This is a genomic window from Roseovarius sp. THAF8 (genome assembly GCF_009363735.1).
In the GTDB taxonomy this organism is placed as follows: domain Bacteria; phylum Pseudomonadota; class Alphaproteobacteria; order Rhodobacterales; family Rhodobacteraceae; genus Roseovarius.
The window spans coordinates 3,871,452-3,885,772 of sequence record NZ_CP045410.1 but is presented as its reverse complement, the minus strand read 5'-3'; the positions used below and the strand labels follow the sequence as shown (position 1 = coordinate 3,885,772).

At 67.2% G+C, this 14,321-nt stretch carries 14 protein-coding genes; 1 reads left to right on the top strand and 13 read right to left on the bottom strand.

Going from position 1 to position 14,321, the window contains the following annotated elements; genetic code table 11:
* Window positions 1–845 precede the first annotated feature (845 nt).
* From FIU85_RS19050 to FIU85_RS19015, 8 genes are all read right to left on the bottom strand, one after another.
* Window positions 846–2,108, bottom strand: coding sequence for a hypothetical protein (locus tag FIU85_RS19050; RefSeq protein ID WP_152498017.1), 1,263 nt, complete (start codon window positions 2,106–2,108; stop codon window positions 846–848).
* A gap of 71 nt (window positions 2,109–2,179) precedes the next feature.
* Complete coding sequence (locus FIU85_RS19045; protein WP_152498016.1) at window positions 2,180–2,968, bottom strand: crotonase/enoyl-CoA hydratase family protein; 789 nt, start codon at window positions 2,966–2,968, stop codon at window positions 2,180–2,182.
* 63 nt (window positions 2,969–3,031) lie between these two features.
* Window positions 3,032–3,886 (bottom strand): hydroxymethylglutaryl-CoA lyase, encoded by an 855-nt coding sequence (locus FIU85_RS19040; RefSeq protein WP_152498015.1) that lies wholly within the window; start codon window positions 3,884–3,886, stop codon window positions 3,032–3,034.
* On the bottom strand, window positions 3,879–4,562 hold the full coding sequence (locus FIU85_RS19035; protein ID WP_152492851.1) for a glutathione S-transferase family protein: 684 nt from the start codon (window positions 4,560–4,562) through the stop codon (window positions 3,879–3,881). The genes FIU85_RS19040 and FIU85_RS19035 overlap by 8 nt, the downstream gene beginning before the upstream one ends.
* Window positions 4,559–5,212, bottom strand: coding sequence for a glutathione S-transferase family protein (locus FIU85_RS19030; protein ID WP_152498014.1), 654 nt, complete (start codon window positions 5,210–5,212; stop codon window positions 4,559–4,561). Before FIU85_RS19030 ends, FIU85_RS19035 begins: the two co-directional genes overlap by 4 nt.
* Entirely contained in the window at window positions 5,209–7,158 is a 1,950-nt protein-coding gene (locus FIU85_RS19025; protein WP_152498013.1) for a biotin carboxylase N-terminal domain-containing protein, read from the bottom strand. The genes FIU85_RS19030 and FIU85_RS19025 overlap by 4 nt, the downstream gene beginning before the upstream one ends.
* On the bottom strand, window positions 7,151–7,573 hold the full coding sequence (locus FIU85_RS19020; RefSeq protein ID WP_152498012.1) for an ASCH domain-containing protein: 423 nt from the start codon (window positions 7,571–7,573) through the stop codon (window positions 7,151–7,153). The genes FIU85_RS19025 and FIU85_RS19020 overlap by 8 nt, the downstream gene beginning before the upstream one ends.
* Window positions 7,574–7,639: 66 nt before the next feature.
* On the bottom strand, window positions 7,640–9,259 hold the full coding sequence (locus FIU85_RS19015) for a carboxyl transferase domain-containing protein (protein WP_152498011.1): 1,620 nt from the start codon (window positions 9,257–9,259) through the stop codon (window positions 7,640–7,642).
* A gap of 170 nt (window positions 9,260–9,429) precedes the next feature.
* Here FIU85_RS19015 and FIU85_RS19010 point away from each other — a divergent pair, with 170 nt between their 5' ends.
* Window positions 9,430–10,041 carry an OmpW family protein gene (locus tag FIU85_RS19010; protein WP_152498010.1) on the top strand — a complete coding sequence of 204 codons (612 nt, stop codon included), beginning with the start codon at window positions 9,430–9,432 and terminating at the stop codon, window positions 10,039–10,041.
* An 80-nt stretch (window positions 10,042–10,121) separates the two neighbouring features.
* Here FIU85_RS19010 and FIU85_RS19005 read toward each other — a convergent pair whose 3' ends face one another.
* The 5 genes from FIU85_RS19005 to FIU85_RS18985 all read right to left on the bottom strand — a co-directional run bounded on the left by FIU85_RS19005 (window position 10,122) and on the right by FIU85_RS18985 (window position 14,261).
* Entirely contained in the window at window positions 10,122–10,727 is a 606-nt protein-coding gene (locus FIU85_RS19005) for a hypothetical protein (RefSeq protein ID WP_152498009.1), read from the bottom strand.
* 3 nt (window positions 10,728–10,730) lie between these two features.
* Complete coding sequence (locus FIU85_RS19000) at window positions 10,731–11,219, bottom strand: lysozyme inhibitor LprI family protein (RefSeq protein WP_152498008.1); 489 nt, start codon at window positions 11,217–11,219, stop codon at window positions 10,731–10,733.
* The gene (locus FIU85_RS18995; protein WP_152498325.1) at window positions 11,216–12,715 is read right to left on the bottom strand and encodes an AMP-binding protein; all 1,500 of its coding nucleotides are present in this window, start codon (window positions 12,713–12,715) and stop codon (window positions 11,216–11,218) included. Before FIU85_RS18995 ends, FIU85_RS19000 begins: the two co-directional genes overlap by 4 nt.
* A gap of 70 nt (window positions 12,716–12,785) precedes the next feature.
* A complete protein-coding gene (locus tag FIU85_RS18990; RefSeq protein ID WP_152498007.1) occupies window positions 12,786–13,094 on the bottom strand; it encodes a hypothetical protein in 309 nt (102 codons plus the stop codon).
* A gap of 3 nt (window positions 13,095–13,097) precedes the next feature.
* Window positions 13,098–14,261, bottom strand: a complete 1,164-nt coding sequence (locus FIU85_RS18985; RefSeq protein WP_152498006.1) for an isovaleryl-CoA dehydrogenase — start codon at window positions 14,259–14,261, stop codon at window positions 13,098–13,100.
* Window positions 14,262–14,321: the final 60 nt, after the last annotated feature.

Genomic DNA, 14,321 nt, shown 5'->3' with positions numbered 1-14,321 from the left:
ATGCTGCTCCCCGGCCTTCCGATCCGTGCAGTCTCGCCTTGTTCGCTGGTGCGGCAAAGAGCCTCCCACGGCGTCTGCACCCGGCAGGAACTTACGCCGCGCCATGTCTGCATCCTTCTCGCAACCTGGACGCAAGGCCCTCACACAGTTCCTGCCCCAACGCTGCGCCCCTCGTTCGCTGTCTCAGCCTCGGGCGTGCCGCGTGTTTGCATCCGGCACCTCCGCGCACCACCGCACCGTGCAGTCGCACCTTGTTCGCTCGCGCGGCACAGAGGCTCCCACGATCCCTGCACCCAGCAGGGACTGACGCCGCGCCAAGTCTGGGCGCTTGGCACAAGCTACACGCATTGCCCTCACACTGCGTTGACCCATCTCCGCGCCTACTACGCTGTCTCCCGCTCCGGCGTGCCGCGAATAAGTGCCCGGCACCTCTTGTCCCCGCACCCCGGCACGCGCCGCCTGCGCACCGAAAACCTTTGTCTGTCCGAGCGGCGCGCCCGATCCCTGCACCTGGTATGATCGACCTTCGCGTCCGGCGCGCCGCCTCTCCGTATCCGGTGGCTGTCGCGCTTCGTACGGCCCGGCGTTGCATCCAATGTGACCGACGCCGCACCTGTCCTGTCCATGCCCTGTAGGACGCAAGCATATGCACCACGCCCCGGCCTGGTCGCTCTCTGCGGCGGGCAGGCTTTGCGCCCGGCCCCGCCTGACCCCGGCTTTCCTCCAGGCCAGCCCGGTCTCTGCCCTGGCACGACCCGGTTCCGCGTCCGGTGCCCCCGGCGTCAAGCCTCGGCTTGCCCCGTCTCGGCCCACTCTCAGCCCCGTCTAAGCCCGCGCGCCCGGTCTCAGAACGTCATTTTCACACCCGCGATCAGGGTATGCGACTCCACCGACCTGTCGCCGGTAAAGGTCGGCAGGATCAGCGGAACGAACCCGGCGTTGTACATGTACTCCGCCCCCAGCGTGACATGCCGTGCGGCCTCGTACTCGACCCCGAGGATGACCTGCTCCATCCGTTCCCACTCGCTGCCATTCGTGCCTTGCACGCCGCGGCTGGCGGACACCGAATAGGTGATCGGCTTGCCTGCCAGGGTCCGGTGCCACCGGGCCTGCAGCGTCGTGGCCTGCACGTGATGCCCCGTGGCAGGCCAGTCGTGCATCGACCGGGTGAACTCCGCCTGCACGTCGAAACGCGGCCCGCTCCAGGTCAGGTTGACGTCCCACAGCTCGTTCCAGAACCGATTGATCCCCCGCCCCGGCGGGTGGTGCGCGATGGTGCTGTCATAGATCGACCCGCGCAGGTATCCGGCCCCGACCGTCAGATCATGGCCCGGCGCGATTCCGAACCGTTGCGCGCCGTTCAACGCGAAATTCGTCAGCTCGCCATTGTTCCTGGGACTGCTCAGCACCCGGTTGCCGCGATGCGCCGGGATCAGGGTAAAGGCCAGCTCCGTGCGCTCGGTGACATATCCCAGCTCGATCACGGGATCCTCGCTCTGGGCCCAGAAATAGTGGCTGGAATGGGTGTGCGTGAACGGCGCGTAGCTGGCGAAATTCCCGAAATTCAATGTCTTGCGACCGACCGCCAGGTAGAAGGGCGAGCGCTTCAGGTCTCCCAGGATCAGCACGTACTTGCGCAGCTGGACATCGTCCTGGCCGGGATACTCGACCTCGGTGAACTCCCCCTGGACAAAGCCGGTGACCCACGGCAGCGCCAGCGTCGCGTTCAGCGAGATCTCGTTGATCACGCCATAACTGTCCGACCTGCCCCGCGTGTGCGTCGGCGGCAGCCGCGACAGGATCGGAAACTTGCCCGGCGTGTTCGTGCGCTCCGAGATCTGCGTCGCGATCAGCCGCCCGCCAAAGGTCAGCGACCCCTCCGGCACCTGCCCCGTGGCCCGCGCCCGCAGGATCTGCGCCACCTTGGTCGTCACGTCGCTCTGGCGGTCGAAAATCCGTTCGGAATAGCGCAGATCTGTACGAAGGCTGCCATCGCCCGAGGTATAGACCCCGTCCTGCGCGAACGCCGGCGACGCGGTCAGCCACAAAAGCCCAAGCGCCATCACAGCGCCCTCGATCACCCCGATCCCCTGAAGAACACGCGTCATTCCTGTCACCTTGATTCAATGCCTGACCCAAAAAACGGGAAAAAGATTTAATCTTCGTTAAATTAACCGGATTACCCGTCGCCTTTCCAGGGCGGCGTGCGCTTTTCGAAAAACGCCGCGATACCGGCCTGCGCCTCTTCGCCCGCCCAACAGGCGCTGAGCGCCTCGATCGTGTCCTCGATCACCTCCGCGTCGATCCTCGGACCCAGCCGCCGCAACAGGTTCTTGGCCTGCACCACGGCCTCGGGCGCACAGTCCAGGTAGGGCGCAACCTCGTCCTCGATGGCCTGGTCCAGCGCATCCTGCGGCACAGCGCGGGCCAAAAGATCCAGCTGAACCGCTTCGGCGGCCTCGAACCGCCGTCCCGACATGAACACCCGCCGCGCCTTGGCCTCGCCCATCCGCGCGGCCACGTAAGGCCCGATCGTGGCCGGAATCAGCCCCAGCCGCGTCTCGGTCAACGCCATCTGCACAGCCTCGGCGCCCACTGCCACGTCACAGACCGAGATCAGGCCCAGCCCGCCGCCGAACGCGTTGCCATGCACCCGCGCGATCAGCGGCTTGGGCAGCGTGTTCAGCGCCTGCAGCATATAGGCCAGCTTGCCCGCCTCTTTCGCCCGCGTCTCGGGATCGGCCTCGAACTGCTCACGCATCCAGCCAAGGTCGCCGCCCGCGCAGAATGTCCGGCCCTCGGCGGCCAGGATCACCACGCGCACGCTCTTGTCCGCGCCCAGCTCCCGCGCGGCCTCGTGCAGTTCCGCGATCATCCGCGCCGACAACGCGTTGTGCTTTTCCGCCCGGTCCAGCCACAGCGTCGCCACGCCCCGCGCATCCCGCTCGATCCTCACCGTTTCATACATCCGCTCTCTCCCCGCGCCAAAATTCTTCCAAGAATTTTGACAAGAATTTTCGTAAAATTCTTGTCACCCGACCCGCATCGCGCGCGCCATCTCCGCCGCCCGGCCCAGAACATCCCGGTCCAGCCCCGTGGCGCAGCCCAGCGCCTCCAGCCGGTCATGCACCTTCTCGGTCGCCACGTTGCCCTTCGCGCCCGGCGCATAGGGACAGCCCCCCAGGCCCCCGACAGCGGCGTCGAACACCCGCAGCCCGTGCGCCAGCGACGCCTCGATATTGTCCAGCGCCCGGCCCCCGGTGTCGTGGTAATGCCCCGCCAGCTTCTCCGCCGGCACCGCCCCCGTCACCGCGCGCAGCATGGCGTCGATGCTCTCCGGCGTGCCCTGCCCGATCGTGTCGCCCAGGCTGATCTCGTAACAGCCCATCTCGTAAAGCCGCCCCGCCACCTCGGCCACCTGTTCGGGTGCAACCCGTCCGTCATAAGGACAGTCCGTCACGCAGGACACATAGCCGCGCAAGGGCACGCCCACCTCGCGCGCCGCCTCCGCCACCGGCGCGAAGCGTTGCAGGCTCTCCTCTATCGTGGCGTTGATATTGGCCTTGGAAAACCCTTCCGAGGCCGAGCCGAAAATCGCCACCTCGTTCGCCGCCGCCGCCATCGCGTCCTGGAACCCGCGCATGTTGGGTGTCAGCGCCGCATAGCTCACCCCCGGCGCGCGGGTGATGCCCGCCAGCACCTCGGCCGAGCCGGACATCTGCGGCACCCATTTGGGGCTGACAAAACTCGCCACCTCGATGCGGGCAAACCCCGCCCCGCTCAGGCAGTCGATCAGCGCCACCTTCTCGGCCACCGGGATCTCTCGCTTTTCGTTCTGCAACCCGTCGCGCGGGCCCACCTCGAAGATCTCGACCCGTTCAGCCATCCGCATCCTCCTCCGGCGCCGCATAGAACGCCTGCTCGTAGATTCGCGCGCCGCTCTCCTCGGGCAAGGCCGCCTGGTACGCCGCCCGCTCGGTCAGCCGGTCGTACCATTTCGCCGTCTCGGGAAACCCGTCCAGCGTCGCGAAATGCCGCGCCATGTAAACCGCCTGACCCACGGCGATATCACAGGCCGAATACCCCCCGGTCAGCAGGTAATCGCGGTTCTCCACCGGCGTGCTCAGCCGCGCCTCGATCGCGCCATAGCACTTGCGCAGGCGCGCCGCCTCCAGCCGCATCACCGTCGGGCTGCGCATGTGATCCTCGCGCAGCATGATATGCTGCTGGGTCAGGATCGCGACGTGCTGGCTGACTGTCTCGGCGAAATGCAACCACACAAGATAGGCCATCCGGTCCATGTCGCCCGGCATCCGTCCCATCCCCCGCTCGGGGAACTTCTCGCACAGGTATTCCATCATCGCGCCCGATTCGAACATCCGCTCGCCCTCGATCTCCAGCGCGGGCACCCGCCCCGCCGGCGACAGGCTCAGGAACTCGGGCTGCCGCAGGCTCTTGTCGAAGGCATGGGTCACCACGCGGAATTCAACGCCCTCCAGCTCGTTCAGCAGCCACAGCACCCGCATCGAGCGGCTTTGCGGCACATGGTGCAGGACAATCACGCCATCGCCTCCTTGGTCAGGTTCGGACGCGTCTCTTCGGCCACGTCGCAGGTTTCCATCCACCCGCACCACGCCGCCAGCGCGGGTCGTGCGGCGATCCTCTCCTCCCCGCCCGGCACCATGCCGAAATAGTCCAGCATCGGCCAGAGGTGACAGTCCGCCAGGTCCAGGCTCCCGGGCCGCAGCACCTGCCCTTCAGCGGCGATCTCCTCCAGCGCGTCCAGCACGCGCGGCGCGTTCGCCAAACCGTCCGCCAAAGCACCGGCATCGCCCGCCTCGCCTTCCAGCGCCGCGAAGACGCCGTTGGAAAACGCCTGCCGTACCAACGGCCAATAGGCATAGCTGTCCGCGATCCCCATCGCCTGCCGCATCCGCGCCACCCTCTCCGGCGCGCCCGGCACCATCAGCGGCTCCGGCGCGATGGCCTCCAGGTAGTCGAGTATCGCCTGCGTCTCCCACAGCCGAAAGTCTCCGGCTTCCAGCACCGGCACCCGTCTAAACGGATGCAGCCGTGTCAGCGCCTCCGCATCCTCCCCGAACGGATCACACTCCACATAGTCATACTCCAACCCCTTCGCCGCCAGCACCATCCGCACGCTGCGCGTATAGACGCTGAAGCGATAGCCGGTCAGCCGCAGCCCCTCCGTCACGCCGCCGCCTCCGCGTCCTCCTCCAACCGGATCAGCGCCGCGCCGGCCTCCACCTGGCTGCCCGCATCGGCCAGCACCTCTGCCACCACCCCGTCGCGCGGGGCCAGCAGGCTGTGCTCCATCTTCATCGCCTCCAAAACGGCCAGCCGGTCGCCCTTGGCCACCTCTTGGCCCGCTTCGGCAAAGACCGCCTTGACCATGCCGGGCATCGGCGCTTCGATCACGCTGGTGTCTCCGGCGGCAAACTCGCCCCGTTCCAGCGGATCGAGGATGTCGAACTCGATTCCGTAGCCCGCAAAGACCGTCACCAGGTCGCCCGTCACCGCCACCTCCGGCGCAAGCTGGCCGTCCATCTGCCAGCGCCCGCCCACGCGGCGCGCCGCGACCACGCGCTCTCCGACCTCCACGTCATGCGCACCCGCCGACAGGCTTTGCACTTTTGCCTGCACCTCCTCGCCTTCGCGCCGCAGAACCACACTCCGCCGCAAAGGCTGCCACAGTGCAAACCCCGTCTCCGGCCCGCCGCTCTCCAGCAATCCAAGGCTCGCCAAAGCCGCCAGCGCCACCGTGGCGTCGCTCACCTCCGGCGGCGCGCTCAACGCCTCCAGGTCCCGCGCGATCAGCCCGGTATCCACCTCGCCCCGGCCAAAGCCCTCATGCCGCGCCAGCGCCCCCAGGAACGCCAGGTTCGTCACCGTCCCCGCCACCTGCGTCGCCTCCAGCGCCGCACCCAGCCGTTGCAGCGCCACCGCACGCGTCGGCCCGCGCGTTGTCAGCTTGGCGATCATCGGATCGTAATGCGGGGAAATCTCGTCTCCCGCCCGCACGCCGGTATCCGCCCGCGCTCCATCAGGAAACACCAGATGCCGCAGCCGCCCCGTCGCCGGCAGGAAACCCTTCGGCACATCCTCGGCGTAAAGCCGCGCCTCGAAGGCATGGCCATTGATCGACAGATCCTCCTGCCGCTTCGGCAGACCCTCGCCCGCGGCCACCCGCAACTGCCACTCCACCAGGTCAACCCCGGTGATCTCTTCCGTCACAGGATGTTCCACCTGCAACCGCGTGTTCATCTCCATGAACCAGAACCCATCCGAGCGCAGCCCATCCGAGCCGTCCACGATGAACTCCACCGTCCCCGCCCCGGCATATCCGATGGCCTCCGCCGCGCGCACCGCCGCAGCCCCCATGGCCGCGCGCACCTCCGGCGTCATCCCCGGCGCCGGCGCTTCCTCGATCACCTTCTGATGCCGCCGCTGCAACGAACAATCCCGCTCGAAGAGATGCACGGCGCTCTGCCCGTCGCCAAAAACCTGCACCTCGATATGCCGCGGCTGCTGGATATACTTCTCGATCAGCACCGCCTCATTGCCGAAGGCCGTCTTCGCCTCGGCCTGCGCACTCTCAAGCGCCTCGTCAAAGCCCTTGGCCGCCTCGACCAGCCGCATCCCCTTGCCGCCGCCCCCCGCCACGGCCTTGATCAGCACCGGATAGCCGATCTCCCCGGCCTTTTCGGCCAGGAATCCCGGATCCCGCTCCTCGCCATGATAGCCCGGCACCACCGGCACGCCCGCGTCCTGCATCAGCGCCTTGGCCGCATCCTTCAGCCCCATCGCCCTGATCGCCTTGGCCGACGGCCCGATAAAGGTCAGCCCCGCCGCCTCGACCGCCTCCACGAAATCCGGGTTCTCGCTTAGAAAGCCGTACCCGGGATGGATCGCCTGCGCGCCGCTCTCCTGCGCCGCCGCGATGATCTTCGCCCCGTCAAGATAGCTCTCCGCCGGTGCCGCCCCCCCGATATGCACGGCGGCATCCGCCAGCGCCACATGCCGCGCCGCCCGGTCGGCATCGGAATAGACGGCGACACAGCGCACCCCCATGGCCCGCGCCGTCTCCATCACCCGGCAGGCAATCTCGCCCCGGTTCGCAATCAGGATCGTGTCAAACATCGTCCACGGCCCCCAAATCCTCGATCACCTCGAACCGCTCCCAGATCAGTTCCATCTCAGGATCGAAAACCCCGATCCGCCGGTAATACCCCTCGTGGCCCTCTTTCCACCCGGCCAGCGTCTCATCCTCCCCCTCGGCCAGGGCAAGCGCCTCGGGCATGTCGCAGAACCGCACCAGCCGCAGTTCCATCGTCCGGGTTACCAGGGCGGGCCGACCGTCAAAGGTCGTGGCCACGTCGCAGCGCCCGATCTGCGGCACCGCCTCGCCGCGCGCCACCTCGGCCATGGACAGGCAGGTCGCCCGCTTGGGGCCCGCGCGCACCAGCCCGATCAATTCCGCAGACATCCGGGCGCTGTCGCCGAACACATAGGCCTGCGCCCCCGGGTACCGTTCTTGAACCGCTTGCAATTGCATCGTCACGACCCTCTTTCACCTTTTTCCATACGCCGTCCCGCGCGGCCCAGAGGCGCGCGCCCGGCCTCACATCCGAAAGAGACCAAACCGCGTCTCCTCCACCGGCGCATTCAGCGCCGCGCGCAGGCTCAGCGACAACACCTGCCGCGATTTCCGCGGGTCGATGATCCCGTCATCCCACAACCGCGCACTGGCATAAAGCGGATGGCTCTGCTCCTCGAACATATCAACTGTCGGCTGCTTGAACGCCGCTTCCTCGTCGGCGCTCCATGTCCCGCCCTTGCGCTCGATCGCGTCGCGCTTCACCGTCGCCAGCACGCCCGCCGCCTGCGCGCCGCCCATCACGGAAATGCGGGAATTCGGCCAGGTCCACAGGAACCGCGGCTGATACGCCCGCCCCGCCATGCCGTAATTCCCGGCCCCGAAAGAGCCGCCCACCAGCATCGTCACCTTGGGCACGCTCGTCGTCGCGACCGCCGTCACCATCTTGGCCCCATGCCGCGCGATCCCCTCGTTCTCGTACCGGCGGCCCACCATGAACCCGGTGATGTTCTGCAAGAACACCAGCGGCACCTTGCGCTGGCTGCACAACTCCACGAAATGCGCGCCTTTCTGGGCCGCCTCGCTGAACAAGACACCGTTATTGGCGACAATCCCCACCGGGCAGCCCTCCACATGGGCAAACCCCGTCACCAGCGTTTCTCCGAACCGCGCCTTGAACTCGTCGAACCGGCTGCCATCCACCAGCCGCGCGATCACCTCGCGGATGTCATAAGGCGTGCGCAGGTCCCCCGGCACCACACCCAATATCTCCTCGGGGTCATAGGCGGGCGCCTCCGGCGTCTCCATGCGCAGGCCGGGGTTCACCCCGGCGGCCCCTGCCTCCATCCCAAGACTGCCTACCGCCCGCCGCGCCAACGCCAGCGCGTGCGCATCATCCTCCGCCAGGTAATCCGCCACGCCGCTCAGCCGCGTGTGCACGTCGCCGCCGCCCAGGTCCTCGGCAGTCACGTCCTCGCCCGTCGCCGCCTTAACCAGCGGCGGCCCGGCCAGGAAAATCGTCCCCTGGTCCCGCACGATGATGGTCACGTCGCTCATCGCCGGCACATACGCCCCGCCGGCGGTACACGACCCCATCACCACGGCCACCTGCGCGATTCCCTTCGCGCTCATCCGCGCTTGGTTGTAGAAAATCCGCCCGAAATGATCCCGGTCGGGAAACACCTCGTCCTGGTTGGGCAGGTTCGCGCCGCCCGAATCCACCAGGTAGATACAGGGCAGCCGACATTCCTCCGCGATCTCCTGCGCGCGCAGGTGTTTCTTGACGGTCATCGGGTAGTAGGTGCCGCCCTTCACCGTGGCATCGTTGCAGACCACCATGCAGTCGCGCCCCGCGACGCGCCCGACCCCAGCGATCACACCCGCGCAAGGCGCCGCCCCGTCGTAAAGCCCATGCGCCGCCACCGCGCCCACTTCGAGAAAGGGACTGCCCGGATCCAGCAGATTCGCCACCCGCTCGCGCGGGGGCATCTTTCCCCGGCTCTTGTGGCGCTCCCGCGCCGCCTCGCCGCCGCCTTCCGCGGCCGCACGCGCGGCCTCCTCGACCGTTGCCAAAGCCGCCAGATGCGCCTCCCGGTTGGCCTGGAACTCCGCCGATCCGGTCAGAATCTTAGAGGAAATCTTCATCCCGCCACTCCTTTCGCATTGATCTTCCGGGGCCGCGCCCCCGCTGCACCGCAGAGCTTCGTGACATATGCGCAACACCCCGCGGGCGCATCGCGATTTTGACATACATCAAAGCGATTTAGCCCGGCCCGAGTCATCTTCCGCTCGAATAACTCAGAAGTGGAAAGACCATGAAACATCTCACCGCCCTCGCACTCGCAGCACTCGTCGCCGGCGCGGCTCCGGCCCTCGCGCAGGAGCGCGGCGACGTCTCGCTCGGCATCGGCCTCGCCGGCGTCATCCCCGAAAGCGGCAACGGCGTGCTCGCCGGCCCCACGCCCATCAGCGTCGATAACGGCTACTCGCTGCAGCTGACCGGCGAATACTTCATCGCCAACAACCTCGGCGTCGAGCTTCTGGCCGCTTGGCCCTTTGCCCATGACGTCGACACCGGCGGCGTGAAGATCGGCGAGGTCAAGCACCTGCCGCCGACCCTCTCTCTGCAATACCACTTCACCAACAAGGGCAACATCACGCCCTTCATCGGCGCCGGTATCAACTACACCACCTTCACCGAATCCAAGGCCGTCGGCCCGCTCGCGGGCAACGACCTCGACCTCGACGACAGCTGGGGCCTCGCCCTGCACGCGGGCCTCGATTACAGGGTCTCCGACAAGGGCGCGCTGCGGACAGACGTGCGCTGGATGAACATCGAAAGCGACGTCAAGCTGAACGGCGTGGACATCGGCAAGGCCAAGATCAACCCGTGGGTCTTCGGCGTGTCCTACGTCCACACCTTCTGATCCTTCCCGGGGGACGGGGAAGCAGGCGGGGCGGGCCTTCGGGCCGGCCCCGTTTCCATATGCGGCACGCGGCGTTTGCATCATTCTTCCCGCCTCGCACGCGGGCGCACCGGGTCCGGCGCGGCGATCCAGCCCGCCTCGAAGGCGGGCGCCACCTTGCCCTCGTGCCGCGCCACCTGCCACGCGATCACCGCCGCGCGCAGCCGCCCGTTGGCCTCGCGCGCCCGGCACCACATCTCCATCCGGGGGCTGTGCCCGGCGCAATCGCGCCCCGCCGACATCCCGTGCGCCAAGTCGAAGAGTTGCCTGTAAAGTATGTCCGCAAAAGGATTTTCCACCTCCGCGCCTTCCGCGTCTTCCGGCTCCGGCAACTCCGTCAGAACCCTCGCCCGCCAGATATCCTGCTCCACCGCCAGCGCCTTCTGACAGCCCAGAGGTTCCTCGGACCGATCGCAGATCACGATCCCCACGGTGCCGCAGAATTCCACGCCAGCGACATCGGCCAGCGGATAGCCCGCCTTCTCCGCCGGGGTCGGTGCAAAGGCGGTCACCGCCTGTTCATAGCGCAGGATCTCGCCCTGCAGGCAGGTGGCGAAATCCGGCAGCGCGGCGTCCTCGGCCAGTGCCGCGACAGGCCACAGGGCCGCCTGCGCCAGCATCAGGCTCAGGTCGCGCCGCCGCGCCATGCCTCACATCCCTCCGCGCATGTCGCGCAGTTCCAGCGACCGTTGCGCCGTCATCCGCATCAGGCAGGACGCCGCCGCGACCGACCGGATCGTGCCGCCCCGGTTGCGCTCGAAGGCCAGCGCACACTCGGCATCGCGATAGGAGATCCAGGCCCGCTGCGCCGTCAAAAGCGCTTCCGAAACAGTCGGTTGCCCTGTATCGACCTGGTCCAGCTGCGCCCGCGTCGCCTTGTATTCGCGGTTCAGGAACCTGTCCCAAACCGCCGTCTCGGCCTGCACGCATGCCACGATCCCGATGGTCGAGCCGCCGCCCGGCTGCGTCTGGCACTGGTTCGCTGCATCTCCCACGCAGCTCGGCACACCGGCATCGCGCGGGGCCGCGTCGAAACAGGCCGCGACCGTGCCCTCGTTCACGCTTGGCTCCTGCGCCCGTGCCGCACCCGACAGGCCCGCCACGGCAATTGCCACTATCGCCACCCCCCTCATAATCATACGTCATCCTCCGTTTCCGCCACGGCCCGTGCCTTCAGCTCCTTGCGGATCACCTTGCCGGTGACCGTCATCGGCAACGCGTCCAGGAACGTCACCTCCCTGGGATAAGAATACCCCGCAAGCCGTTCTTTGACATGGGTTTTCAACGCCTCGGCCAAGGCTTCATCCGCCGTCACGCCGTCCCGCACCACCACATAGGCCTTCACGATTTCGGTGCGCAGCGCGTCGGGCTTGCCCACCACGCCCACCGTCGCCACCGCGTCATGGGTCAGCAGGCAATCCTCGATCTCCGCCGGCCCGATCCGGTAACCGGAACTGGTGATCACGTCATCCTCGCGCCCGACAAAGCGCAGGAAGTCCCCGTCCCACACGCCCCGGTCGCCGGTCAGCATCCAGTCGCCGCGAAACTTCTCCGCCGTCTGCTCCGGCCGGTTCCAGTATTCCAGCATCATGCTGGCCGAGCCGCGCTTTACGGCGACATCGCCCTCGCCGTCCGTCGGCTGTCCGTCCGGGTCCAATACCGCCACCTCGTGCCCCGGCACCACCTTGCCGATGCAGCCCGGTTTCGGGTCGAACAGGCTCTGGCAACTTGCGGCCACAAGGTTGCACTCGGTCTGCCCGTAAAACTCGTTGATCGTCAGGCCGAACGCCTTGCGCCCCCAGTCAAGCATCTCGGCCCCCAGCGGCTCACCGCCGCTGGCGACCGTGCGCAGGCCCTCGATGCGCTCGTCGGCGGCCTTCAGCATCCGCAGGGCCGTAGGCGGGAAAAAGATATTCCGAACAGCGCCCTGCCGGATGATCTTCACGCACTCCTCGACGCTGAATTTCGGCAATCTCGCCGCCACGACCGGCACGCCCAGGGCCAGCCCCGGCATCAGGATATTGAACAGCCCACCAATCCAGGCCCAGTCGGCCGGCGTCCACAGGCAATCCCCCTCGTGCTGGCCCAGGAAATCATGCGGCATCTCGACCCCCGGCAGGTGCCCGGTCAGCACCCGGTGCCCGTGCAGCGCGCCTTTCGGGCTGCCGGTCGTGCCGCTGGTATAGATCAGCACAGCGGGGTCGTCCGGCGTGGTCTCCGCCGGCTCGAACGCGCCCTGCTCCGGCAGGTCCGCATCCTCGGGCACAAACGCCTCCACTTCCGCCAAAGGCGCAAGCATATCAATACCTTCGGCGTCGGAGACGACGATATTCGCGCCCGCGTCCCGCACCCGGCTGGTCAACGCGTCCTCGCGAAAGAGCTTGAACAGAGGGATCGACACCGCCCCGATCTTCCAGATCGCGATATGGGCCGCGGCGCACCAGCCGCCTTGGCTGCGCAGCACGCCCACCCGGTCGCCCCGCGCCACGCCTTTCGCCACCAGCACATGCGCCAGTCGGTCCGCCATGTCGCGCAGGTCGCCATAGCTCAGGTCCCGGTGCATCTCGGCCAAATCCTTGATCGCCACGCGGTCCGGCGCCCGCGCCGCCCAGTCGTCGCACGCCTGCGCCGCCATGTTCAGCCGCGCCGGAAGGTCCCAGGAAAACGCGCCCTTCAACGCCTCGTAGTCCTTATGTTCCAACACCTTAAACGCCTTCCCTCACCTCTTCCCGGTGGGCCACCTCGCCGAATCGGTCGACGAAATAGTCCACCCGGCCACCCTCCGCGCCCGCACATGTCACCACCAGCCACAACCCCGCCGACTGCGCCGGCGTCGCGTGGCAATCGGTCCGCGCGGCCCCGGTCTCGGCCACGTAACGCTCCGCCACCGCCTCGATCACCGCCGTCTCGGTCGTGGTCACCGACCGCCCGCCCAGCAACAGCGCAATGACCGCGCCCAGGCAGACCAGCGACAGAAGCGGGATGAAAAACCACGGAGCGCGCCCGAACCGCATGGCCTATGCCATCGCCCCCATCAGCTCGCGCCCGATCAGCATCCGCCGGATCTCGGACGTGCCCGCCCCGATCTCCATCAGCTTGGCATCCCGGAAGATCCGCGCCACCGCCGCATCGTTCAGAAAGCCCGCGCCGCCCATCGCCTGCACCGCCTGGTGCGCCTGCACCATCGCCTGCTCGGACGCATAGAGGCAACAGGCCGCCGCATCCTGCCGCGTCACCTCGCCCCGGTCACACGCCTTGGCCACCTCGTAGACATAGGCCCGCGCCGAGTTCATCGCCGTGTACATGTCGGCGATCTTGCCCTGCATCAGCTGGAAATTCCCAATCGGCTGCCCGAACTGCTTGCGCTCGGCCATGTAGGGCATGATCTCATCGAGACACGCCGCCATGATCCCCAGGCCGATCCCGGCCAGCACCACGCGCTCGTAATCCAGGCCCGACATCAGCACCTTCACGCCCTTGCCTTCCTCGCCCAGCACGTTGTCGAACGGCACTTCCACGTCCTCGAAGATCAGCTCCGCGGTGTTCGACCCCCGCATCCCCAGCTTGTCGAAATGCGCGCTGGTCGTGAACCCCGTCATCGCCTTCTCGATCAGGAACGCGGTGATTCCCTTGGCGCCGGCTTCCGGCTCGGTCTTGGCATAGACCACCAGCGTATCGGCATCCGGCCCGTTGGTGATCCAGTACTTGTTGCCATTGAGGCGATAGTGATCGTTGCGCTTTTCCGCCCGCAGGCTCATCGACACCACGTCGCTGCCCGCGCCCGCCTCGGACATGGCCAGCGCGCCCACGTTTTCACCCGAAATCAGCCCCGGCAGGTATTTCGCCCGCTGTTCGTCGCTGCCGTTCAGCTTGATCTGGTTCACGCACAGGTTGGAATGCGCGCCATAGCTCAGCGACACGCTGGCCGAGGCCCGCGCCACCTCCTCTACCGCGACCACATGCGCAAGGTACCCCATGCCCACGCCGCCATGCTCTTCGGGCACGGTGATTCCCAACAGGCCCAGCTCGCCCATCTCGGTCCACAGCTCGGAGGGAAATTCATTCGTCCGGTCGATCTCGGCGGCCAGCGGCTTGACCCGCTCCTGCGCCCAGCGATGCACCATCTCGCGCAGGGCATGAACGTCCTCGCCCAAGTCGAACTTCATCACCGCGTCGAACATTCCTCACCCCTCCCGGCATTTATTGAACGCTTGTTCATTTATAGGCCCGCCCTGTCACCC